At 71.7% G+C, this 21,179-nt stretch carries 18 protein-coding genes and 1 pseudogene; 10 read left to right on the top strand and 9 right to left on the bottom strand.

Annotation, left to right across the window (positions count from 1 at the left end; all coding sequences use genetic code 11):
* The first annotated feature begins 78 nt into the window (after window positions 1-78).
* The 4 genes from AB0D59_RS08025 to AB0D59_RS08010 all read left to right on the top strand — a co-directional run bounded on the left by AB0D59_RS08025 (window position 79) and on the right by AB0D59_RS08010 (window position 6,199).
* Window positions 79-2,949, top strand: a complete 2,871-nt coding sequence (locus AB0D59_RS08025) for an AAA family ATPase (protein WP_362562230.1) — start codon at window positions 79-81, stop codon at window positions 2,947-2,949.
* 137 nt (window positions 2,950-3,086) lie between these two features.
* Complete coding sequence (locus AB0D59_RS08020; RefSeq protein WP_362562228.1) at window positions 3,087-3,626, top strand: DUF308 domain-containing protein; 540 nt, start codon at window positions 3,087-3,089, stop codon at window positions 3,624-3,626.
* Window positions 3,627-3,720: 94 nt separating this feature from the next.
* On the top strand, window positions 3,721-4,599 hold the full coding sequence (locus AB0D59_RS08015; RefSeq protein WP_362562226.1) for an LLM class F420-dependent oxidoreductase: 879 nt from the start codon (window positions 3,721-3,723) through the stop codon (window positions 4,597-4,599).
* A 67-nt stretch (window positions 4,600-4,666) separates the two neighbouring features.
* Complete coding sequence (locus AB0D59_RS08010) at window positions 4,667-6,199, top strand: GMC family oxidoreductase N-terminal domain-containing protein (protein WP_362562223.1); 1,533 nt, start codon at window positions 4,667-4,669, stop codon at window positions 6,197-6,199.
* A gap of 22 nt (window positions 6,200-6,221) precedes the next feature.
* On the opposite strand, the gene AB0D59_RS08005 is transcribed toward AB0D59_RS08010, so the two are convergent.
* From AB0D59_RS08005 to AB0D59_RS07985, 5 genes are all read right to left on the bottom strand, one after another.
* Window positions 6,222-7,442, bottom strand: a complete 1,221-nt coding sequence (locus AB0D59_RS08005; protein WP_362562221.1) for a low temperature requirement protein A — start codon at window positions 7,440-7,442, stop codon at window positions 6,222-6,224.
* Between the two features lie 132 nt (window positions 7,443-7,574).
* Window positions 7,575-8,027: a MarR family transcriptional regulator gene (locus tag AB0D59_RS08000; protein ID WP_351698465.1), complete on the bottom strand. Its 453-nt coding sequence runs from the start codon at window positions 8,025-8,027 to the stop codon at window positions 7,575-7,577.
* Between the two features lie 96 nt (window positions 8,028-8,123).
* A complete protein-coding gene (locus tag AB0D59_RS07995; RefSeq protein ID WP_362562219.1) occupies window positions 8,124-9,416 on the bottom strand; it encodes a nucleotide disphospho-sugar-binding domain-containing protein in 1,293 nt (430 codons plus the stop codon).
* 138 nt (window positions 9,417-9,554) lie between these two features.
* On the bottom strand, window positions 9,555-10,031 hold the full coding sequence (locus AB0D59_RS07990) for an MEKHLA domain-containing protein (RefSeq protein WP_362562216.1): 477 nt from the start codon (window positions 10,029-10,031) through the stop codon (window positions 9,555-9,557).
* A 176-nt stretch (window positions 10,032-10,207) separates the two neighbouring features.
* Complete coding sequence (locus AB0D59_RS07985; RefSeq protein WP_362562213.1) at window positions 10,208-11,635, bottom strand: aldehyde dehydrogenase family protein; 1,428 nt, start codon at window positions 11,633-11,635, stop codon at window positions 10,208-10,210.
* 94 nt (window positions 11,636-11,729) lie between these two features.
* On the opposite strand from AB0D59_RS07985, the gene AB0D59_RS07980 reads away from it, so the two are divergent.
* Window positions 11,730-12,368, top strand: a complete 639-nt coding sequence (locus tag AB0D59_RS07980; RefSeq protein ID WP_362562211.1) for a TetR/AcrR family transcriptional regulator — start codon at window positions 11,730-11,732, stop codon at window positions 12,366-12,368.
* Here AB0D59_RS07980 and poxB read toward each other — a convergent pair.
* The 3 genes from poxB to AB0D59_RS07965 all read right to left on the bottom strand — a co-directional run bounded on the left by poxB (window position 12,365) and on the right by AB0D59_RS07965 (window position 15,596).
* The gene (gene poxB / locus AB0D59_RS07975; protein ID WP_362562209.1) at window positions 12,365-14,098 is read right to left on the bottom strand and encodes a ubiquinone-dependent pyruvate dehydrogenase; all 1,734 of its coding nucleotides are present in this window, start codon (window positions 14,096-14,098) and stop codon (window positions 12,365-12,367) included. The two genes, AB0D59_RS07980 and poxB, sit on opposite strands and share 4 nt — an antisense overlap.
* 51 nt (window positions 14,099-14,149) lie before the next feature.
* Window positions 14,150-14,938, bottom strand: coding sequence for an acetoacetate decarboxylase family protein (locus AB0D59_RS07970; RefSeq protein ID WP_362562206.1), 789 nt, complete (start codon window positions 14,936-14,938; stop codon window positions 14,150-14,152).
* A gap of 73 nt (window positions 14,939-15,011) precedes the next feature.
* On the bottom strand, window positions 15,012-15,596 hold the full coding sequence (locus AB0D59_RS07965; protein ID WP_362562204.1) for a MarR family winged helix-turn-helix transcriptional regulator: 585 nt from the start codon (window positions 15,594-15,596) through the stop codon (window positions 15,012-15,014).
* A 157-nt stretch (window positions 15,597-15,753) separates the two neighbouring features.
* On the opposite strand from AB0D59_RS07965, the pseudogene AB0D59_RS07960 reads away from it, so the two are divergent.
* Together AB0D59_RS07960 and wrbA are read left to right on the top strand one after the other, a co-directional pair.
* Window positions 15,754-16,230, top strand: a pseudogene (locus tag AB0D59_RS07960) (YceI family protein); the annotation flags it as partial.
* 159 nt (window positions 16,231-16,389) lie between these two features.
* Window positions 16,390-16,992, top strand: coding sequence for an NAD(P)H:quinone oxidoreductase (gene wrbA / locus AB0D59_RS07955; RefSeq protein ID WP_362562676.1), 603 nt, complete (start codon window positions 16,390-16,392; stop codon window positions 16,990-16,992).
* A gap of 83 nt (window positions 16,993-17,075) precedes the next feature.
* Here the strand turns inward: wrbA and AB0D59_RS07950 are convergent, their stop codons facing one another.
* Entirely contained in the window at window positions 17,076-17,480 is a 405-nt protein-coding gene (locus tag AB0D59_RS07950) for a tautomerase family protein (protein ID WP_362562201.1), read from the bottom strand.
* Window positions 17,481-17,546: 66 nt separating this feature from the next.
* Here AB0D59_RS07950 and AB0D59_RS07945 point away from each other — a divergent pair, with 66 nt between their 5' ends.
* From AB0D59_RS07945 to AB0D59_RS07935, 3 genes are all read left to right on the top strand, one after another.
* A complete protein-coding gene (locus AB0D59_RS07945; RefSeq protein ID WP_362562199.1) occupies window positions 17,547-18,551 on the top strand; it encodes an alcohol dehydrogenase catalytic domain-containing protein in 1,005 nt (334 codons plus the stop codon).
* Window positions 18,552-18,788: 237 nt separating this feature from the next.
* Entirely contained in the window at window positions 18,789-20,372 is a 1,584-nt protein-coding gene (mdlC, locus tag AB0D59_RS07940; RefSeq protein WP_362562197.1) for a benzoylformate decarboxylase, read from the top strand.
* Between the two features lie 11 nt (window positions 20,373-20,383).
* A complete protein-coding gene (locus tag AB0D59_RS07935) occupies window positions 20,384-21,133 on the top strand; it encodes an SDR family oxidoreductase (RefSeq protein WP_362562194.1) in 750 nt (249 codons plus the stop codon).
* The last annotated feature ends 46 nt before the right edge of the window (window positions 21,134-21,179 follow it).

Below are 21,179 nucleotides of genomic sequence, written 5' to 3'. Positions count from 1 at the left end.
CACCCTACCCAGCGCCCACCGGGCATTTTAATCAACTATTTGCGCCGTCAAGCATTTTGCGGGAGCTATATTCAAACAGTGAGCACCTCCGAAAGGCGTCGTCAGACCGAGGAACCGTCCCGATCACCGTCGGGCGGGGCGCAGCTGGTCGGACGTGCGGCCGAGCTGGAACTGATCGACTCGCTGCTCGCCGGTCCCGGCCAGGGCAGCTCCGGTCTCCTGCTGCACGGCGAGCCGGGGGTGGGAAAGACGGCGCTGCTGGACGCCGCCGCGGCACGGGCCACGGCGTACGGGATGCGGGTACTGCGCGCCGCCGGCGCACAGGCCGAGGCCAAGATCTCGTTCTCCGCGCTGCACCAGCTGCTCTACCCGGTGCGCCATGATGTCGACCGGCTGGCCGAGCACCATCGGGACGCCCTCCACCAGGTCTTCGATCTCACCCGGAGCCCGGCTCCGGAGTCCCTGGTGTCGACGGCGCTGCTCGCCCTCCTGGAACTGACCACCGCGGAACGCGCGCTGCTGCTGATCGCCGACGACGTCGCCTGGTTCGACGAGGCCAGCGCGGCCGTCCTGGGATTCGTCGTACGGCGGATCTCGGACGCCCCGATCGTCTTCCTGGCCGCCTCCCGGATCGGGACCGAGGACCTCTTCCGCCGGTCCGGGCTGCCCGAGCGCACGGTCGAGTCGCTCGACCCGAGGTCGGCGGGCGCCGTCCTGGACGCCTGCTCCCCCGGGCTGGCCCCCGTGGTGCGCCGACGGCTGCTGGCCGAGGCCGACGGCAACCCGCTGGCGCTCCAGGAGCTGCCCGTGCCGCTCACCGAGCGGCAGCGCGCCGGCCAGGATCCACTGCCCGACCGCCTCCAGCTGTCGCGACGCCTGGAAGCGACCTGCGCCGGGCTGCTCGCCGAGCTGCCCGCACCGACCCGCAGGCTCATGCTGCTGGCCGCCCTGGACGCCGACGCCGGACTCACCGTGCTGCGCAGCGCGGCGCAGGGGTCGGCCCACATCGACGACCTGGTCCCGGCCGAGCGGGCCGGTCTGGTCCGCGCGCCCGCGGCCGGCAGCGGTCTCACGTTCTGCCACCCGTTGATCGGCACGGCCGTGGTGGACCTGGCCTCGCCGCGCGAACGCCGGACCGCGCACGAGGCGCTGGCCACCGCGCTGGCCGACGATCCCGAGCGCCGGGCCTGGCATCTCGCGGAGGCCGCCGCCGCGCCCGACGAGTCGGTGGCGCGGGCGCTGGACGAGGCGGCGCTGACCGCCTGGCGGCGCGGCGCCGGTTCCCCCGCCGAGCTGCCGGCGCCGGTCGGGGCGCTGCTCTCCGACCGGCGGCGGATCGCCGCGTCCGTCGCGGTCACGGCGCTGATGCGGGCCGGCGAGCTCAGTCCGACCCCGGTCGACCGGTCCCGCCGCCTGGTCGAGGCCGCCTTCCTCGCCACCATGACCGGCCAACTCGACCAGGTGAACCGGCTGTTGGCGGATGCTGGGCAGACCCCGGACACCCCGACCGGGCTGGTCTTCGCCGCCACCGCCCATCTGCTCACCCATGACGGGGGCGATGTCGACACCGCCTACCGGCTGCTGGCCCAGGCCCTCGACCACGCCTGCGAGGCCGAGAGGGGCGACTGGGACCGGCTCGGGATCCTGTACACCCTGCTGCTGGTCAGCCTCTACACCCTCAGACCCGAGCCGTGGAAGCTGCTCGACACCGCGATGGCCCGGTTCCCGCCGGAGGCGGTCAGCACGTTCCGGCTGTGCTACGACGCGTATGTCGACCCCACCCGCAAGTCCGACGCGATCCGGGAGGGGCTCGCGGACGCGTTCGCCGGGCTGCCCGTCGACGCGGCCCCCTGGCAGATCGTCCCGCTGGGCTTCGCCGCCGTCGCCATGGACGCCCTTTCCGACTACCGGTGCCTGCTGCTGCGCATGATCGCACGGGAGCGGGACGGCGGCGCGATCGGCATGGTGATCCCGGCGCTGCTGCTGCTCTGCCAGGACTCCTACGTCCACGGGCAGTGGGACGAGGCGGAGCAGCTCGCGCAGGAGGGGCTGGACCTGGCGTCGGCGTACGGGTACCAGTTCTGGGAGCGGCAGCTGCGGGCCCTGCTGGCCTCGGGCGCGGCGCTGCGCGGCAACGCGGATCTCGCCCGCACCCGCAGTGCGGAGACCACGAGCTGGGCGGCGCCGCGCGGCATGGACGTGACGGAGGGCTACGCGCGGTCGGCGCGCAATCTCGCGGCCATCGGCCAGGGCGACTACGAGGAGGCTCTCGCCCAGGCGACGCGGATCGGCCCGTCCGGTGCTCCCACCCCCGGAGTGCCGGGCCGGTGGATGGTCCTGGACTTCGTCGAGGCGGCGGTCCGCACCGGCCGTGTCGAGGACGCCCGGGCGCATGTGCGCGCCGCCCAGGAGGCCGGGATTCCCCGGATCGGGCCGCGTACCGAGCTGATCACGGCGGGGGCGGCCGCCGTGGCCGCCGACGACGCGGAGGCCGACACCCTGTTCAAGGCCGCCCTGGCCCTTCCGGACTCCGGGCGCTGGCCCTGGGACTTCGCGCGCATCCAGTTCGCGTACGGCCAATGGCTGCGCCGCACCCACGACATGGCCGGGGCTCGGGTCCACCTCGGCGTGGCCCTGGAGACGTTCGACCGGATCGGCGCCGAGATGATGGCCCAGCGGGCCGCGGCCGAACTGCGCGCCACCGGTGTCTCCGTCGCCCGGCCCGACGCGGCGCCGGAGCAGCTGACCGCCCAGGAACGGCAGATCGCCGAGCTCGCGGCGACCGGCCTGAGCAACAAGCAGATCGGCGAGCGGCTGTTCCTGTCGCACCGCACGGTCGGCTCCCATCTGTACCGCGTGTATCCCAAGTTGGGCATCACCTCACGCGCCGCTCTCCGTGGCGCGCTGGAGGCGATGTCCGCCGCGGACCAGGACGAGGAGACGCCGTAGCGCACGTGTCGCAGTAGCGGAACCAGTCGAATGACGGGTGGTGCCGGACCGCGACGCCGATAGTCTCCGTGCCCGTCACGCGGTCCCGGGCCGAGGCGGAAGTCGGCGCCACGGCACCCTCGTTTGCGGAGGTCTTCATGCTCAGTTCGCCCAACGCGCTGCTCTGGCGCGGCCTGCTGGCCGTCGTCATAGGCATCGTCTCCGTCTCCTGGCCGGGCATCACGGTCGGCGCGTTCGTCGTCCTGTTCGCCGTCTACGCGTTCATGTACGCGGTGATGGACGGGGTCCGCGCCTTCAGCAGCGACCGGGTGGGGCCGGTCCTCGGCTGGCTGGTGCTGGCCGTGCTGTCGGTGGTGGCCGGGGTCAGCTCCCTGGCCTGGCCGGGCATCACGGCGCTGGTGCTCACCCTCTGGGTCGCCGCGTGGGCGATGACCACCGGTGCCACGGAGGTCGTCCTCGCCTTCCAGCGCGGTGAGACGGCGGGTGAGCGGTCCCTGTTCCTGCTGACCGGCCTGGTGTCGGTGGCGCTCGGGTTCGTGCTGTTCGTACGGCCGGACATCGGGGCGGTCTCGCTCGCCACCGTCTTCGGTCTGTTCAGCATCGTCCACGGCATCTCGGCGGTCTTCGCCTCGTCGGAGTTGCGGCGCAGGCACCGCCCGCAGCCGCTCGGGGGCTGACCGACCGTCCAATTTCCTTGCTTGACAAAGCACATAGCGGTCCCGGCATACTCGATGGCGACAACCCCGGCGGCTCACACCACGGAAGGCCCGCATGAACCTCGGTATCGCCATCGCGGATTTCACCCAGCCCGGCGGTCCGGCGGGCATCGCCCGTCACGTGGCACGACTCGCCCGAAGCGCCGAGGAGTTCGGGTTCACCCGGATCGCCGTCATGGACCACCTCTTCCAGATCGGGATCGTGGGCGCCTCCGAGCAGGAGATGCTGGAGGCGTACACGACGCTGGGCTATCTGGCCGCGGCCACCGAGCGGGCGGAACTGCTCGCCCTGGTGACCTCGGCCGGCTACCGCGAGCCCGGGCTGCTGGCCAAGATGATCACTACGCTGGACGTCCTCTCCGAGGGCCGCGCCGCCCTGGGCATCGGCGTCGGCGCGGGCTTCAACCTCGCCGAAGCACGCGGGCTCGGGCTGCCGTTCCCGCCCGTCGCGGAGCGGTTCGAGCGGCTGGAGGAGACCCTCCAGATCTGCCTGCAGATGTGGAGCGACGACGAGAAGCCGTTCGCCGGCCGCCACTACCGCCTCGAGCGCACCCTCAACTCCCCCGGCACGCTGCGCCGTCCCCACCCGCCGATCCTCATCGGCGGCTCCGGCGAGCGGAAGACGCTGCGGCTGGTCGCGGAGTACGGGAACGCCTGCAACCTCTTCCACGGCCCGGACCTCGCACACAAACTCGACGTGCTCCGCCGGCACTGCGAGGACGTCGGACGCGACTACGCCGAGATCGAGAAGACGGTCCTGCTCCCCCTCGACCCCGGAGCGCGCGGCGAGCATGTCCCGGCCCTGCTCGCGGAGTTGCGACGGCTGGACCACATCGGCATCGACCATGTCATCGGCCCGGTCCGCGGCGCCGACCAGCATGCCTCGCTCCGGCTGCTGGGCGAGCGAGTGGTACCCGAAGCGATGCGGATCTGACCGCCGTGCACACCGCGAGAGACCGTTTATTTATTTGCTTGCTGAAGCAATATATAAGGAGATTCAGATGACCATCACGAGCGACCACGCCGGTCACCACGAGGCCGATGTCGTCATCGTCGGCGGCGGCTCCGCCGGCGCCGTGCTCGCCGCCCGGCTCAGCGAGAACCCGCGGCGCACCGTCCTGCTGATCGAGGCGGGGCCGGACTACCCCGCCGACCGGGTCCCCGAGGGACTGCTCACCCCGCACCTGCTGGCCGACCCCGACCACGACTGGGGCTACAGCGCGCGTGCCACCGACCGCGCCCCGAGCATCGCGGCGCCGCGCGGCCGGGCCATGGGCGGCAGCTCCGCGGTGAACGCCGGTGTGGCGATCCGGGCGCGGGCCGCGGACCTCGCCGCCTGGGGCGAGCGGTACGGCATCAAGGGCTGGTCGTACGAGGAGGTCCTGCCCACCTTCCGGGACCTGGAGAACACACCGACCGGCGACGACGCCCACCACGGGCGGACGGGCCCCTTCCCGATCCGCCAGTGGACCTATGAGGAACTCACGTCCCCCATGCGGGCGTTCGTGGACAGTGCTGCGGGCCTGGGCTTTTGGCGCAACGACGACTTCAACGGCGACCGGCAGGACGGCACCGGCGCCTACCCGGTCAACATCGTCGACGGGGTGCGCCAGAACACCGCCATGGCGTATCTGACGCCGCAGGTGCGCGGTCGCCGCAATCTGACGGTGCTGAGCGACATCACGATCGACAGGGTGCTCGTCGAGGGCGGCAGGGCGCGCGGTGTCGTCGACGCGTCGGGCGCCGTCCACCGGGCCGGCGAGGTGGTGCTCAGCGCGGGCACGTACGGCAGCCCGGCCATCCTGCTGCGCTCCGGCGTCGGCCCGGCCGCGGATCTGCGGGGCCTCGGCATCGACGTGGTCGCCGACCTGCCCGTCGGGCGCCGGCTGCAGGACCACCCGTTCTTCCACTCGCTGTTCGCGCTCGCGCCCGAGCACCAGGGCATGACGTCCGCGTTCGCCGCCCATCTGTGGCTCGCCTCCCGGGAGGCGCTCCCCGGTGAGCTGGACCTCGCCGTCGTGGGCACCCATCTGCTGGACGGCTCGTTCAGTCCGACCGGCGGGGCGATGGTCCTGGCGGCGGCCGTCACCCGGCCGGAGTCGCGTGGCTCGGTGCGGCTGGCCGACCGTGATCCGCACGTCGCCCCGGTCATCGACGACAACTACCTGGCGACGGACCGGGACCGGCGTCGCATGCTGGAGGCGGTGCGGCTGGTGCGCCGTCTGGCGGGCAGCGCGCCCCTCGCCGGGACGGTGGCGGCGGAACTGGTGCCGGGCGGCGCCGTGGGAAGCGACGAGGAGCTGGCGGCGGCGATCGAGAGCGGTATCGCCACCTACGGTCATCCGACGTCCACCGTGCCGATGGGCGGGCCCGAGGACCGGTGGGCCGTCGTCGACGAGACCGGTGCCGTCAAGGGGCTGGCCGGACTGCGGGTGGTGGACGCCTCGATCATGCCGGAGGTGCCGTCGACCGTGACCAACGCGACCACGATCATGATCGCGGAGCACATCGCCCGGCGGGTGTACGGCGGTTGAGGCCGCCGTCGGCCCCCGAGGCTCAGAGAGCCGGTGTCTCGTCGCGGCCCAGCCTGCGGGCCACGGCGAGGCCCCAGGGAATGCCCAGCAGGACGACGAGCGCCAGCCCGAGCAGGAGCGGCGCGGGACGTACGGCGCCCAGGGCCAGGGCCGCGAGGGCCACGGCGAGGCCGGTGCCGGCGAGCGGACGGTAGAGCTCCCGCTCGTCCCGCCAGGCCTCCAGGCCGGTCGCGACCAGCATCGTCGCGGCCAGCACGACGGCCACGCCCCCGCACAGCGCCCAGGCCGTGGCGACGGGCGTGCGGTCGGCGTGGGCGTGCTCGACCAGGCCGACCATCGCGGCCCCCATGGCGGTCACCGCCGCCGTCAGCGGCAGGTGGGTGAGCATCCACCCGAGGGTCACCGTGCGGGTGCGCCGGGGCGGGCGGTGGCCGGCGAAGTCGAAGTACGTCCACCAGGCGCCGAATCCGACCACCACGGCCACCAGCCCGACCGCCAGGCTCATGACGGTGGTCGGCTCGCCCGCCAGCCCGTCCACGACGCCCGTCACGGTCTCGCCGAGCACGATGATGATGAGCAGCCCGAACCGCTCGACGAGTGCGTCGGTGAGGGCGAGCGCGGACTGCCGGGCCGGAGCGGCCGCGAGGACCATCCAGGCGAACCCGGCGAGAAAGGCGAGGGCCAGCAGCCCCCAGGTCAGCAGGCGGGTGTCGGCCGGCAGCCCGGCGCTGGCGAAGAGAACGGCCGCGCAGGCCGCCGTACCGATCACGTACAGCCGGGTCGGTTTGCGGAACTCTGCGGAGCTGCCGCGTCCGGCCAGGAACCAGAGCACGGCGAGGACGGCGAACAGGACCCCCGCGTTGACCGCGAAATGGGCGCCCTCCGCGCCGCCGGCCTTGGGGATGAACGCCCCCAGCGGGACGAGCACGAGGATCTGCAGGAGGAAGAGACTGCGGCCCCGGGCGTCGTCGTAACCGTGCAGATCGTGGTGGAGCGTGCCGTTGAGCCAGGCGATCCACACCAGCGCGAACACCACGGCGAACTCGCCGAGACCGTGCCAGGTGAGATGCGCCGCCAGATGGTGGGCGGCCTGGGCGACCAGGACGACCACCACCAGGTCGTAGAAGAGTTCCAGCGGGCCGACCACCCGGTGCCGCGGCTGGTCCCCGTGGACGCGCGGCGGCCGCCACAGCTGGCGGCGCAACCGGGCCCAGTGCTCCTGGTTCTCCGGTCGCGAGGTCATCCCCGCGGTCTCGGCCGAGGTCGCTGCTGCATGACTGCTCTCCGGGTCATGGGCGGGCTGGAGTGCGCTTCCGGCACAATTTGACACTTGTAGATTAGCAGTCCGGCGGGCGACGGCCAGGCCGGGCGAAGCTCAGTCGAGCTTCTCCACCACCGCTTCGAACTGCCGCACCATGGCCGGTACCGATCTGCCGTCGAGGAGGTCCATGACCCGTTTGCGGGCGCTCGCCAGATGCACCGGGTAGGCGTCCTGGAGGCGCTTGAGCCCTTCCGGGGTGAGGGTCGCGACATTGCCGCGGGCGTCGCCCTCGTAGCGCCGTTTGACGACCTGACCGCGGCTCTGCAACGCCTCCACGACCCGGGTGATGCGGCTCGCCGACAGGGCGGTGGCCGAGGCGAGGTCCGTCATCCGGAGCTCCTGGTTCTCGGCCTCGGAGAGGTTCATCAGGACGACGTACTCGGTGAGCGTGAGCCCCGTGGACCGCAGCAGGTCGTCGTCCAGCGAGCGGGGCAGCGCGACGATGACGCGCATCAGGGCACGCCAGAAGCGTTCTTCGTGGGCGGTCAGTGGGTCGTCGTCGCTCATCCCATCACAATAGCGTGCACAAGCAAGGAGTCTCAAGGTTCCGGCCCACGTCAGGGGCTGTTCGGCAGCCGGCCGGACAGCCCCCGGCGAGGGCGCTCAGGCCTGCTCGACGATCTCGGCGACGGAGTCGAAGGGGTCGTACTGGGCGTACTCCCCCTGGATCTCGCTCGCACGCTTGCGGTACCGGGGGTCACCCAGCACCTCGTCGACGGCGGCGCGCACGGCGGACGCCTCCGGGCGCGAGGTGCGCAGGTTGACGCCGGTGCCGGACCACTCGACGCGGGCGGCGACCTCGGGCTTGTCCTCGGTCTCGCCGCCCACGACGAGCGGGACGCCGTGCCGCAGCGCGGTCTGCACACCGCCGTATCCGGCGTTGGTGACCAGGACGTCGGCGAGCGGCAGCAGCTGCTCGAAGGGCACGAACCCGGCGAGGTGGACGTTGGCGGGGATCTGGCCGTCCAGCGCCGTCCGCACCGCGTCGGGGCCGTCGGGCCGCGCGGTGGCGGCGACGACGGTCACGTCCGCGTCCGCCAGCGCACGGAGCGTGGGGACGACGAGCTGGGACAGGTCGTTGTTCTCCACGGTGCCCTGGGTGACGACGACGACCGGCCGGTCGGACGACAACTCCGCCCACCAGTCCGGGCGTTCGAACTCGGCGTCGGTGGCGGCCGGGAGGGGACCGATGAAGCGGAAGCCCTCCGGCGCGTCGCTGCGCGGGTACTCGAAGGCCGGAACGGTCAGCTGAAGCAGGTGGTCGGGGGTCGTGGCCATGGCGTCGAAGATCGGTCCGGGGAACGTGACGCCCATCGAGGTGAAGACGCCCTCCACGTGCTGCTGGGCGTCGGCGAACATCGCGCCGATCTGGGCCCGGATCCCGTCGTGGGCGGCGCGCTCCTCGTCGGTGGTGGGCGGAAGCAGCCCCGGCCCGAAGGGCGCGGTGTCCACGCTGGCGAAGGGCGGCGGCGCGATGCCGATAGTGACCAGGAGCGGGCGCTGCTCCCGCGGGGTGCGCAGGACCGTCGCCAGCGTCCACAGGGACAGCAACTCGCTGATCACCACGGTCGCGGGGAACTCGGCGAGCAGTTCCTGAAGGCGCTTGTCGTGGAGCGGCGCGGGATCGGCGGCGAAGTGCTTGAAGTCGAAGGATATGCGCTCGAAGGGGGCGAGCTCATCGCGCTCGGGGAAGGTGGCACTGAGGTCGGCTCCGTCGATGTCCACCTCGGCGGGGTACGGGACGAAGCGTGCGCCGGTCTTGCGGACCCGGTCCTCGAACCGGGTGCCGGTGTAGAAGAGCACCTCGTGCCCGCGCTCCGTCAGGTCGGCAGCGATCGCCGCGAGGGGCAGGACATGGCCCGGCACTGGGGTCGCTGTGACAATGATCTTCGCCATGGTCTCGTTTCTGGACAGACCGGACCGGAGTCCGGAGGAATGTATTTGCTTCAACAAGCAATATAGAGATTCGTCATCGGGCTGTCGAACGTTTCGCGGAACCCGGCGTATGTCGAGTCCATGAATCCTGAGGGTTCATCAGATGTCCGTCCATGAACGGAAGACCGCCGCCTGGCCATGGCAAGTGCCGTCCGGGTCAAGGAGGTTCCACATCGTGACGTCCTCTATCCAGAATCGGCGGCCGGGCCTGGCGATCCTCAACCCCCGGTACCCGGAGGCGAATCCGCGCTCCGTCACCGATCGCACGAAGGTGTCCCTGTCGCCCTGCGCGTCCGGTTCGGCGGACAGCCGGGACGGAAGCCGGACGAACTCCTCCCAGCCGTACTCGAAGCACTTCTGGGCGGTCCTGTTCGCGTAGACGAAGACGGGATCCGGACCGGCATCGTGGGCGAGCAGCCCGAAGGGCGCGGACTCGTAGAGCCAGCGCGCCGCCTCGTCGGCGTCCGGGAACACCGAGGGGCACAAGGGGGTGCCGGTCAACCGCTCGTGGCTGGCGAGGAGAAGCTGGGCGAAGTCCGGGCCCCGCCTGTGCTCTTCGTGGAACTTCATGGCCATCGGTGACCGCCTTTCGTCGCTTTCGGAGGGGATGGTTCCAGAGCGCGTGCGGCCGACGCGCAGCAGGGCGGGTTCGGTCCGCGCGACCACCGCCGCCCCACCGGTGCGACCGGGTGCCGGACGACCGTCCGTTCGCGGGCGGCCGTCCGTTCGCGGGCGGCCGTCCGGCCGCCGGGTCACCACACCTGCTGGTCCTCCTGGAGGCGTACGGCGACGAACTTGGTCTGGGTGTAGTGGTGCAGCGCCTCCAGGCTCTTCTCGCGGCCGTATCCGCTGTTCTTGTAGCCGCCGAACGGGCCCTCGACCATCATGCCGGGCGGGTAGGCGTTGACGTAGACCTGCCCGGCCTCCAGACGGGCGGCCACCCGGTGGGCGCGGGTCACGTCGGCGGTCCAGACGGCGGCGGCCAGGCCGTAGTCGGAGTCGTTGGCGATGGCCACCGCCTCGTCCTCGTCCTCGAAGCGCAGGACGGCGAGGACCGGCCCGAAGATCTCCTCGCGGGCGATCCGCATGTCCGGGGTGACGTCCGTGTAGACGGTCGGCTCGAAGACCCAGCCCTCCCCGGTCGGCCGGCCGCCTGCGAGCAGGGTGGCGCCGTCCTGCTCGGCGATCTTGAAGTACTCGTTGACCTTGTCGTATTGGGCGCGGGTGATCGCCGGTCCGTAGGTCTCCCCCGGCGTGATGTGCGTGAGCACGGCCCGGACGGCCGCCACGAAGTCGTCGTGGATCCGGGCGTCGACCAGCAGCCGGGTGCCCGCCATGCAGGACTGGCCGCCGTTGGGCAGGAACGCCTCGACGGCGCCCTGGGCGGCCTTGGCCAGGTCGGCGTCCGCGAAGACGATGTTGGGGGACTTCCCGCCCAGCTCCAGCGTGAGCGGGATGATCCGGTCGGCGGCGATCCGGCCGATCTCACGGGCGGCGCGGACCGAGCCGGTGAACGCCACCTTGCGGACCTTCGGATGGCCGACGAGCGCCGCTCCCACGGTGTCCCCGGTGCCGGTGACGACGTTCAGTACCCCGTCGGGCAGGCCGCATTCGGTGGCGATCCGGGCCAGTCGGAGCGTGGTCGCCGAGGTGAACTCGGACGGCTTGGCCACCACGGCGTTGCCGGCCGCGAGGGCCGGGGCGATGGAGCGGGCCGCCTGGTTCAGGGGCGCGTTCCACGGGGTGATGACACCGACCACGCCGAGCGGCTCGCGCCGGGTGTACGCGTGGAAGGACGGCCCTATGTTCACCACCTCACCGCCGGGCAGGTTGACCAGGCCGGCGTAGAACTCGAAGAAGTTGGCGGCGCCCGCCACCTCCAGCGGGGTCTGCCAGGCGGGCTTGCCGGTCTCGGCCGACTCCAGCTCCGCGAGCCCGGCGGCCTCGTCGCGCAGCCGCTCCGCGACGGCCGCGAGGACCCGGCCCCGCTCGACGGGCTGCCGGTTCCACCAGCCGTCGACCGCCCCGGCCGCGGCCTGGACGGCCCGCTCCACGTCGGTGGCGTCACCGAGCGCGATCTCGTGCGCGACCTCCTCTCCCCCGGGAGTTGTGGACGGCAGCCAACCGCCCGCCGCCGGGTCGGTTTCGGCGCCCGCGATCCAGTGCCCGTAACGCTTCATCGGCGCACTCCTCATGACTCAGTAGATGAGCGACAGTGAATGAATTTTCATTCACTCCATAACCTACCCTCTTCACCTTGACAAGATCGAGTCGTTGAACGAAGTTTCGTTCGTGACGATGCCGCCCTCCGTGACCAGCGACGACCAGACCCCACTGCGCCGGAAAGTCATGGATGCCGCGCTGGAGCTGTTCGACGAGCGCACCTGGGACGGCACCAACGTGCCCGAGATCGCCACCCGGGCCGGGGTCGCGGTGGGCACGATCTACCGCTACTTCCCCAACAAGCAGGCGCTGGGCGAGGCGGTCTTCACCGAGGCGAAGGCGGCGTTCGCCGACGCCGTGGTCACCGACGCCGTGCGCGCGGCCGACCCGGTGACCGCGATCGGGCTGGTCTGGCGGCATCAGGTGGCGTTCGCCATGGCCTATCCGCAGGCGTTCTCGTTCCTGGAACACCAGGTGCACGGCTCGTATCTGCGGCCGCAGGCGTACGAGGTCGTCAACCGGCTCAACGCCGAGCTGGTGGAGATCCTGCGGGCGGCGCAGACGGCCGGTGCCGCCCGCGCCGGTGATCCGCAGGTGCTGCTGTCGATGGCGTTCGGCGCGTTCGTCGGGGTCACCAAGCACTCCCGCGCCTCGGGGATCCCGCTGGGCGAGTACGACCTGGAGGGCATCCGGCAGGCCGTGATGAGCCTGATCGGATTCCCGGACCCCGGTTCCCTGGGCGTCTCCTAGGAAGACAGGTGCCGCACCACGTTCGTGCGGGCCAGTTCCAGGAGTTCGTCGCCGCGTCCCGACAGCACGGTGCGGGCGGCGTACAGGGCGAAGCCCCTGGCCTGGTCGAAGGTGATCGTCGGCGGGACGGACAGCTCCTGCCGGGCGGTCATCACCTCCACCAGGGCCGGCCCGGGGTGGGCGAACGCGGTGCGCAGCGCGTCGGCGAGGTCGGCCGGGTGCTCCACCCTGGTGCCGTGGATGCCCAGGGACTCGGCGACGTCCGCGAAGTTCGGGTTGTCGAGGTCGGTGCCGAAGTTCACCATGCCCTCGGCCTTCATCTCCAGTTCCACGAAGCCGAGGGCTCCGTTGTTGAAGACCACGATCTTCACCGGGTGCCGCTGCTGCTTCAGGGTGATCAGATCGCCGAGCATCATGGCCAGCCCGCCGTCCCCGGACAGCGCGATCACCTGCCGGTCCGGACAGGCGGCCTGGGCGCCGATCGCCTGGGGCAGCGCGTTCGCCATGCTGCCGTGGGTGAACGAACCGATCAGCCGGCGGCGGCCGTTCATCGTCACGTAGCGCGCGGCCCAGATCACCGGGGAGCCGACGTCCGGGATGAACACCGCGTCGTCACTGGCGAGTTCGTCGACGACCCGGGTCAGGTACTGCGGGTGGATCGGGGTGCGGTTGTGGTCGTCGACGGCGAGCCGGTCCAGTTGGGTGCGGGCCTTGCCGTAGTGGTCACGCATCGCGTCCAGGTGCCTGGAGTCGGTCCGCGGCGCGAGCTTGGGGAGCAGGGCCTCGGCGGTGTCCCGTACGGTGCCGACCAGGGCCAGGTCCACCCGGGTGCGCCGGCCGATCTGCTCGCCGCGGACATCCACCTGCACGACGGTGGCGTGCTCCGGCAGGAACTGCCGGTACGGGAAGTCCGTGCCGAGCATCAGGAGCGTGTCGCACTGTTCCATCGCGCGGTAGCCGGAGGTGAAGCCGAGCAGTCCGGTCATGCCCACGTCGTACGGGTTGTCGTACTCCACGTGCTCCTTGCCGCGCAGGGTGTGCACGACCGGGGCCTGCAACGCCCCAGCGAGCCGGACGAGTTGGTCGTGGGCGCCGGCGCAGCCCGCGCCGGCGAGGACGGTGATCCGCTCGGCCCGGTTCAGGAGGACCGCGGCCTGCTCGATCTCCGCGTCGGCGGGGCGCACCACCGGTGTGGTGGGCCGTACGGTGGCGGCCTTGCGCGGATGGTCGAGCCGGTGCTGGAGCACATCGCCCGGGACCACCAGCACGGACACCCCGCTGCGCTCGACGGCGGTCCGCAGCGCGATGTCGAGGAGATAGGGGAACTGCTCGGGTGTGGAGGCCAGTTCGCAGAAGTCGCTGCACTCCCGGAACAGCTCCTGGGGGTGGGTCTCCTGGAAGTAGCCGGTGCCGATCTCCGCGCCGGGGATGTGTGCGGCGATCGCGAGGACGGGGACCCGGCTGCGGTGTGCTTCGAACAGCCCGTTGATCAGGTGGAGGTTGCCCGGTCCGCAGCTGCCGGCGCAGACGGCGAGCGAGCCGGTGACCGCCGCCTCGCCGGCGGCGGCGAACGCGGCCGCCTCTTCGTGCCGGTAGTGCTCCCAGGTCACCGACGGGTTTCTGCGCAGGGCGTCGGTCAGTCCGTTGAGCGAGTCGCCGGGCAGGCCGTGAACCCGGGAGACACCCGCGTTGCGCAGGCCCTCGACGATGAGGTCGGCGATGGTGTGCATCAGCTTCCTTTCGTTACGGCGGTCGGAGGGGGCTGTCCCGGTCCCGTTCCGCTACTCGCCGAGCCGGTGCACTTCGGTCACGGTGTACGACATCGAGGCGCGGAAGCCGGTGCCGGTGCGCACCGGGGCCAGGTCCGCGAGTTCCTCGCCGCGGGCCTCGAACAGGCTGATGTCGCCGGAGCCGACCCAGACGTCGGCGAGCGCCTGGTCGCCGAACTCGGCCATGACCAGCTCGTGGACGGCGGGCTTGTCGTAGTGCCCGGCGGTCAGCGTCGGGAAGTGCCGGAGGTTGACCGTGGGCCGGAACAGGCTCGCGGGGTCGTCCGCCGGGCGCTCCAGGGTCACCCCGGCCTCGGCGAGAGTGTGCCCGGCCGCCGACAGGGACGCGCCGAACCTGCCGCCGGCCGCGAGGGACGGTGACGCCTTGCCGGGGGACGCGAAGACCCGGGTCTGGGCGACCGAGCCCAGCTTCTTCGGGAAGCCCTGCACCCAGCCGCGGGCCATGGCGAGGTCGTTGTCCACGTAGATGTAGGGGCACCACGACACCGGCTCGGCGCCGAACCGGGCGTCCACCAGCAGCATGAACTCGCGGTACTGGCTGCGTACCGGGTCGAGGTACTCCTCGTTCCCGGCGGAGAACTGCCAGTCCACGAAGAGCGCCACCACACGCCCGTCGGACTCGGTGTCGGGGGTCAGCCCCTCGGGGAGGGTCGCCGCGGCGGCCGCCGGATCCGTCCAGAACTCGACGCCGACGATGTCACCGGCGTAGTGCCACGGCGGAGCGGGGGCGAGGTTCGCCTCTCCGCGCGGCGACAGTGGGTAGGTGTAGCCCTTCAGCAAGGGTGCCTCCAGAGAGCATGGGTCCAGCCGGAACGGGCCCATGCTCTGCGCAGCTACGCGATCCCGGCTTGGGTCAAATGACTGCTTCCCGGTAGCCGGAGGCTGCTGCCGGGTACCCCGGGGGGTCCTCGACCGCGGTGCCCTCCCGGTCCGCGGGGCTCCCCTTCCGTCCCGTACCCCGTTCGCACGGGGAGTGGAGCGGCTGGGCCACCGACCCCATCTGCTCGGCCAGCCGCCGGACCAGAGCGGGATCGAGTTGGTCCATGACACGTCTGCGAGCGCTGGTGAGATGCGCCGGGTAGGCACCGAGCAGCCGCTGCCGGCCGGCCTCGGTGAGTTCGGTGACGTATCCGCGGGCGTCCGTGCAGTGGCGCCGCTTGGTCACCAGGCCCTGGTCGCGCAGGTTCTCCACCACCCGGGTGATACGGCTCGCGGACAGGGCCGCCGCCGAGGCCAGTTCGGTCATCCGCATGCTGTTGTCCTCAGCCTCGGACAGCTGCGCCAGGACGATGTACTGCGTGAGCGACAGGCCCGTGGCGCACAGCAGGTCCTCGTCGAGCGCCCGCGGCAGAGCGACCAGCATCCTCTGCAGTGCGCGCCAGAGTCGGTCCTCGTCGGTGTTCAGCGGGCAGACGGGCTCGGGTGACTGTGCGGACATGTACCGGCCTCCCTTCCGTAGCGTCCCGGTGCTACCACTGAAGCACATCATTACTTGCTTGACAAAGCATTTCGAGTGAGGCAAAGATACTTGCCAAGGCAAGCAACAGCGCCGTAGCGGACCAGCCGCGCGACGCCAACCGAGAGGCCAGAAGGGCATGAGCGTCGAATTGCCCCCCGCGGGGACCTACACGGTCGATCCGGAGCGGTCGTCCATCGGCTTCAGCACGCGGCACATGTTCGGCCTGGGCAAGGTGAACGGCACCTTCCGGGTGGAGTCGGCGAGCATCACGATCGCCGAGCCGGTCACCGAGTCGGCCGTGACCGCCGTCGTCGACGCGGGCAGTTTCCACACCGGGACCCCGCGCCGGGACGATCACGTGCGCTCCCCCGCCTTTCTGCACGCGGAGCGCCACCCCGGGATCCGGTTCGAGTCGACCGGCGTGAGCCGGGGTACGGCCGGCGTCTGGGTCGTCCAGGGCCACCTCACCGTCCGCGGTCTCCGCGCGCCGGTCGAGCTGACGGTGGACGCGTTGTCCGTCGAGAACGGCTCACTGAAGATCTCGGCCTCCGCGACCGTCGACCGCTACCGCCACGGGCTGACCGCGGCGAAGGGGGTCGCGGCACGTCATCTGCGGCTCTCCCTGTCCGCCACCGCCCATCCCGACCCCGGCCCGACGGCTCCCGCCGCCGGCGCCACGACGGCTTCCGCCGTCGAGACCGAGGCGGCTCCGGCCGCCGGAAGCAAGGCGGCGTCCGCCGCCGAGACCACAGCACAGCGAGAGGAATTCCCCATGGCTCCCAAGGTCGCCGTCGTTTACTACTCGTCCACCGGTACCGTCCACGAGCTGGCGGAGGCCGTGGCCGACGGCGCCCGCAAGGAGGGCGCGGAGGTACGGCTGCTGCGCGTGTCCGAGCTGGCGCCCGAGGAGGCCATCGCGAGCAACGACGCCTGGTCGGCGCATGCCGCGGCCACCAAGGACATCCCGGTCGCCACCGCGGCCGACATCGAGTGGGCGGACGCCGTGGTCTTCGGCACCCCCACCCGGTTCGGCAACATCGCCAGCCAGCTGAAGCAGTTCATCGACACGCTCGGCGGCCTGTGGGCGCAGGGCAAGCTGGCCGACAAGGTCTACAGCGGCTTCACCGCCACGGCCACCGCGCACGGCGGCCAGGAGTCCACGCTGCTCGCGCTCTACAACTCCGTCCACCACTTCGGCGGCATCCTGGTGACCCCCGGCTACACCGACCCGGTCAAGTTCGTCGACGGCAACCCCTACGGCACCAGCCACGTCAACGGCCAGGGTGCGATCCCGGTCGACGACACCGCCCGTAGCGCCGCCGAGTACCAGGGCAAGCGGGTCGCCTCCGTCACCGCGCGCTTCACGGCCGCGTAAGGGGCGGCGACACGGACGGCCGCGTGCCGGCGGTGGGGGTGCCGTCGACACACGGCCGGGCCACGGAGCACGGCCGTCCGTTGTCAGGCCTCGCCGCGGCGGGCCAGCCACTCCTGCTCCGTGCCCGGTTCGGGCAGCACCTGGCCGCCTTCGACGGCGGACCTGGCGGGGCTGTCCTCCAGCACCACCATGACGTGGCTCTCCGCCACCCCGGTGACGCGGGCGGCCGCGGCGGACAGGTCCAGCGCCAGCCGGGTCGCCTCCTCCTGCGGATGCCCGCGCCGGACCCAGCCGCTGATGATCAGCGGGGCCCCCGGCACCCCGCCGGCGAAGACGCTGTCCGGCGGCGGCTCGGAGAAGATCACGTTGACGTAGGCCGGTGGCACATGGTTGACCGCCGCGTGGATCCGGGTGATCTCGGCAGCCAGCGCGGCCTTCGACTCACTTGTCAGGGTTCCCTGTGCTGCGGTGCAGGTGTAGACGGGCATTTCGGCTCCTCATCGGACGGGGGCGGAATCGCTCACGGCAACGGCGGAAGGGCGGCGAGGGCCGTGATGGAAGCAGTGGTCCTGGGTGTGGACCGGAAGATCGTGCTGGAGTCGAGGCCCGAGCCCGGGCTCCGTCCCGATCAGGTGATCGTGGAGGTCGACCTGTGCGGCATCTGCGGCACCGACCTGCATGCGCCGCAGATGCCGCAGGTCTACCGCGGCGGATTCGTCATGGGGCACGAGCCGTCGGGCCGGATCAGCCGCGTCGGGAACGCGGTCGAGGGCTGGGAGGTGGGCCAGCGGGTCGCCGTCAACCCGAACGGCAACGTGTGCGGCCGGTGCCGGTACTGCCTCTCGGGGCGCCCCAACTTCTGCCGGCAGGCCACGATGGAGACCGCGCTCGGGCTCCAGACGGACGGCGCCCTCGCCCGGCAGATGGCCGTCTTCCCGGGTACCTTGCGGGCGCTGCCCGCGTCGATGGGCCGCCTGGAGGCGGCCTGGGTCGAGCCGACGGCCACGGCCCTGCGCGCGGCGGTGCTGGCCGGCGATCTGAAGGGGGCCACGGTCGCGGTGTTCGGCGGCGGCCCGATCGGGCAGCTGGCCTGCCGTATCGCCGCCCACCGGGGCGCGGGCCGGATCGTCCTCGTGGAACCGGCCCCGAAGCGCCGCCGCTTCGGCCCGGCCTCGGGCGCCGATCTGACGCTGAGCCCGGCCGAATCCGGCGCCGAACTCGCCGAGTCCTCGGTGGACGTGGTGTTCGAGTGCTCGGGCAACCCGGCGGCGCGGGCGGAGGCCATGCGGCTGCTGACCCCCGGTGGGGTGCTGGTCAACGTGGGCGGGGGGCCCGGCGGCGGCTTCGACCCCGATGTCGTACTGCTCAAGGAGATCACCATCCGCGGATCCTTCGTGTACGGCTCCGAGTTCGACGACGCCATCGATCTGCTCGCCCGCGGCGCCGTCCGGGTCGACGACCTCACCACGGAGATCGCCCCGGTCGGGGAAGCACTGCGCGCCATCGACGCCCTCCGCTCCGCCGAGGTCATGAAGGTGTTCATCGCACCCGACGGCTGACCCCAGGGTCCGCCCGGCCGCCGGGTTCCGCCTTCGGTCATCCGACTGAGGCCGGAACTGCGGGAGGCGGCCGGCGCTCCGTGGGCGGCAAGCAGTCGTCGTATCAGCAGGCGCGTCAGTCATCGGACGGAATGCGCGGCGGCCATGCCTGGGTCAGGATGAGGTGGATCATCCCCCCACCGGAACCGGCACGAAAGCTGGCAGGTTGCCATGACCCAACAAGCCACCGTCCGAACCGTGACCTACGATCTGCTGCGTTCTCTCGAACTGACCACCGTCTTCGGTAATCCGGGGTCGACCGAGCAGACGTTCCTGCAGGAGTTCCCCGAGGACTTCACCTACGTACTGGCCCTGCAGGAGGCCTCCGTCATCGCCATGGCCGACACCTTCGCCCAGGTGACCGGCCGACCCGCGCTGGTCAACGTGCACTCCTCGGCCGGGCTGGGCAATGCCGTCGGCAACCTGGTCGCCGCCTACCACGGCAACACCCCGCTGATCGTCACCTCGGGGCAGCAGCACCGCGAACTGGTGATCGGCGAGCCCTATCTGGGCAACCGCGAGGCCACCACGCTGCCCAAGCCATGGGTGAAATGGGCGTACGAACCCGCCCGTGCGGAGGACGTCCCGGAGGCGTTCCTGCGGGCCTACGCCACGGCGCTGCAGCCGCCCGCCGGGCCGGTCTACCTGTCCATCCCGATGGACGACTGGAAGCGGCCGCTGTCCGGCTTCACCCGTATGCGGACCTTCAGCCACCGGATGCTGCCCGACCCGGACCGGCTCCGTGCGTTCGCCGACCGCATCTCCGCCAGCAGCCGTCCCGCGCTGGTCTTCGGACCGGAGGTGGACCGCGCCGGCGGCTGGGACGTGGCCGTCGCCCTCGCGGAGAAACTGCGCGCGGCCGTCTACGGCGCCCCGCTGCTCGACCGTGCCTCCTTCCCCGAGGACCACCCCCTCTTCCGCGGGCCGCTCGGCATGTCGGTGAAGACCATCAGCGACCGGCTGGAGGGACACGACCTGGTGGTCGTGATCGGCGCGGAGGTCTTCCGCTACTACCCCTACGTCCCGGGCTCCTACCTGCCGGACGGCACCGAGCTGCTCCAGATCACCGGCAACCCCGACGTCGCCGCGGCCGCGCGCGTGGGCGACAGCCTGCTGGGCGACCCCAGGGCGGCGATCGAGCAGCTCCTGGGCGCGGTCGAGGAGGGCACCGCCCGGACCGCTCCGCAGCCGATGGAGCGTCCCCGGGTGCTCCCGGAGGCACCGAACAGCCCGCTGACCCCGCCGGAGGTCTATGCCGCGCTGAGCAGCGTCAAGCCCGCCGACGCGGTCATCGTCAACGAGTCGACGTCCACCATGGCCCAGCAGATCGAGTGGCTGCCCACCACCCGGACCGGTTCCTTCTTCGCCACGGCCAGCGGCGGCATCGGCTGGGGTACACCGGCGGCCGTCGGCGTCGCCCTGGCCGACCGGCAGCGGGGCGTGGCCCGGCCGGTCGTGGGACTGATCGGCGACGGTTCCTTCCAGTACTCGGTGCAGGCCATCTGGACGGCGGCGCAGCACCGGCTGCCCATCGTCTACGTCGTGATGCGCAACCAGGAGTACTCCATCCTCAAGTCGTTCGCCGTGCTGGAGGAGACCCCGGGCGTCCCCGGGCTCGACCTGCCCGGGCTCGACATCGCCGCGCTGGCCGGCGGCTTCGGCTGCCGCGCGGTTGACGTCGCCACGACCGAGGACCTGCAACGCGAGTTCAAGGCGGCGCTGGCCGCGGACACCACCACCGTCATCGTGGTGGCCACCCAGCCCCAGAAGGCGATGCTGTAACGGGAGCAGTGATGGATCTCGGACTCAAGGACCGCGTCTACATCGTCACGGGCGGCACCCGCGGCCTCGGTCTGGCCGCCGCCCGTGAACTGACCGCCGGCGGAGCGAAGGTGGTGGTCAGCGGGCGCAGCACGCACTCGCTGGCCGCGGCCGAGGCGGAGCTCGGCGGCCCCGGGCAGGCCGTCGGTGTCGTCGCCGACAACGCCGACCCCGGGACCCCGGAGCGGCTGATCGCCTCGGCACACGGGGCGTTCAAGGGGCTGGACGGCGTGCTCATCAGCGTCGGCGGCCCGCCGACGGGCACCACGGACGCCATCGACGACGAACAGTGGCGTACGGCCTTCGAGTCGGGCTTCCTGGGCGCGGTGCGGCTGTCGCGGGCCGTCGCCGCGCAGCTCGGCGAGGGCGGGGTGATCGGTTTCGTCCTGTCCACCTCGGTGTACGAACCGATCCCCGGCCTCGCCACCTCCAACGCCCTGCGCCCCGCGCTGGCCGGTTACGCGAAGACCCTCGCGGGGGAACTCGGCCCCCGGGGCGTGCGGGTGCTCGGTCTGGTGCCGGCCCATATCGGGACCGACCGCGCCCTCGAACTCCAGTCGATCACCGGCGACGCCGACCGCACCGCCGCGGGCATCCCGCTGCGCCGTCTCGGCACTCCGGAGGAGTTCGGCCGCACCGCCGCGTTCCTGCTGTCGCCCGCCGCGTCCTATGTCACGGGGTCCATGATGACGGTCGACGGCGGTACGAGGGTCAGTTTCTGACCGTCAGTCATTCCCAACGTTCCTTGACACGCTCCCGCTTGAACAT

Source organism: Streptomyces sp. NPDC048417 (genome assembly GCF_040651615.1).
Classification (GTDB): domain Bacteria; phylum Actinomycetota; class Actinomycetes; order Streptomycetales; family Streptomycetaceae; genus Streptomyces.
The sequence above is the reverse complement of the archived record's forward strand: the minus strand, read 5'-3'. Positions and strand labels throughout refer to the sequence as shown.

What these genes read in the sequence shown, in the direction of transcription:
- AB0D59_RS07985 (WP_362562213.1), bottom strand. Translation starts at nt 11,635, where the DNA reads ATGAAGCGTTACGGGCACTGGATCGCGGGCGCCGAAACCGACCCGGCG.
- AB0D59_RS08005 (WP_362562221.1), bottom strand. Translation starts at nt 7,442, where the DNA reads ATGACCTCGCGACCGGAGAACCAGGAGCACTGGGCCCGGTTGCGCCGC.
- AB0D59_RS08020 (WP_362562228.1), top strand. Translation starts at nt 3,087, where the DNA reads ATGCTCAGTTCGCCCAACGCGCTGCTCTGGCGCGGCCTGCTGGCCGTC.
- poxB (WP_362562209.1), bottom strand. Translation starts at nt 14,098, where the DNA reads ATGCACACCATCGCCGACCTCATCGTCGAGGGCCTGCGCAACGCGGGT.
- AB0D59_RS08015 (WP_362562226.1), top strand. Translation starts at nt 3,721, where the DNA reads ATGAACCTCGGTATCGCCATCGCGGATTTCACCCAGCCCGGCGGTCCG.
- AB0D59_RS07995 (WP_362562219.1), bottom strand. Translation starts at nt 9,416, where the DNA reads ATGGCGAAGATCATTGTCACAGCGACCCCAGTGCCGGGCCATGTCCTG.
- AB0D59_RS07990 (WP_362562216.1), bottom strand. Translation starts at nt 10,031, where the DNA reads ATGGCCATGAAGTTCCACGAAGAGCACAGGCGGGGCCCGGACTTCGCC.
- AB0D59_RS07965 (WP_362562204.1), bottom strand. Translation starts at nt 15,596, where the DNA reads ATGTCCGCACAGTCACCCGAGCCCGTCTGCCCGCTGAACACCGACGAG.
- wrbA (WP_362562676.1), top strand. Translation starts at nt 16,390, where the DNA reads ATGGCTCCCAAGGTCGCCGTCGTTTACTACTCGTCCACCGGTACCGTC.
- AB0D59_RS07935 (WP_362562194.1), top strand. Translation starts at nt 20,384, where the DNA reads ATGGATCTCGGACTCAAGGACCGCGTCTACATCGTCACGGGCGGCACC.
- AB0D59_RS07950 (WP_362562201.1), bottom strand. Translation starts at nt 17,480, where the DNA reads ATGCCCGTCTACACCTGCACCGCAGCACAGGGAACCCTGACAAGTGAG.
- AB0D59_RS07945 (WP_362562199.1), top strand. Translation starts at nt 17,547, where the DNA reads ATGGAAGCAGTGGTCCTGGGTGTGGACCGGAAGATCGTGCTGGAGTCG.
- AB0D59_RS08000 (WP_351698465.1), bottom strand. Translation starts at nt 8,027, where the DNA reads ATGAGCGACGACGACCCACTGACCGCCCACGAAGAACGCTTCTGGCGT.
- AB0D59_RS08010 (WP_362562223.1), top strand. Translation starts at nt 4,667, where the DNA reads ATGACCATCACGAGCGACCACGCCGGTCACCACGAGGCCGATGTCGTC.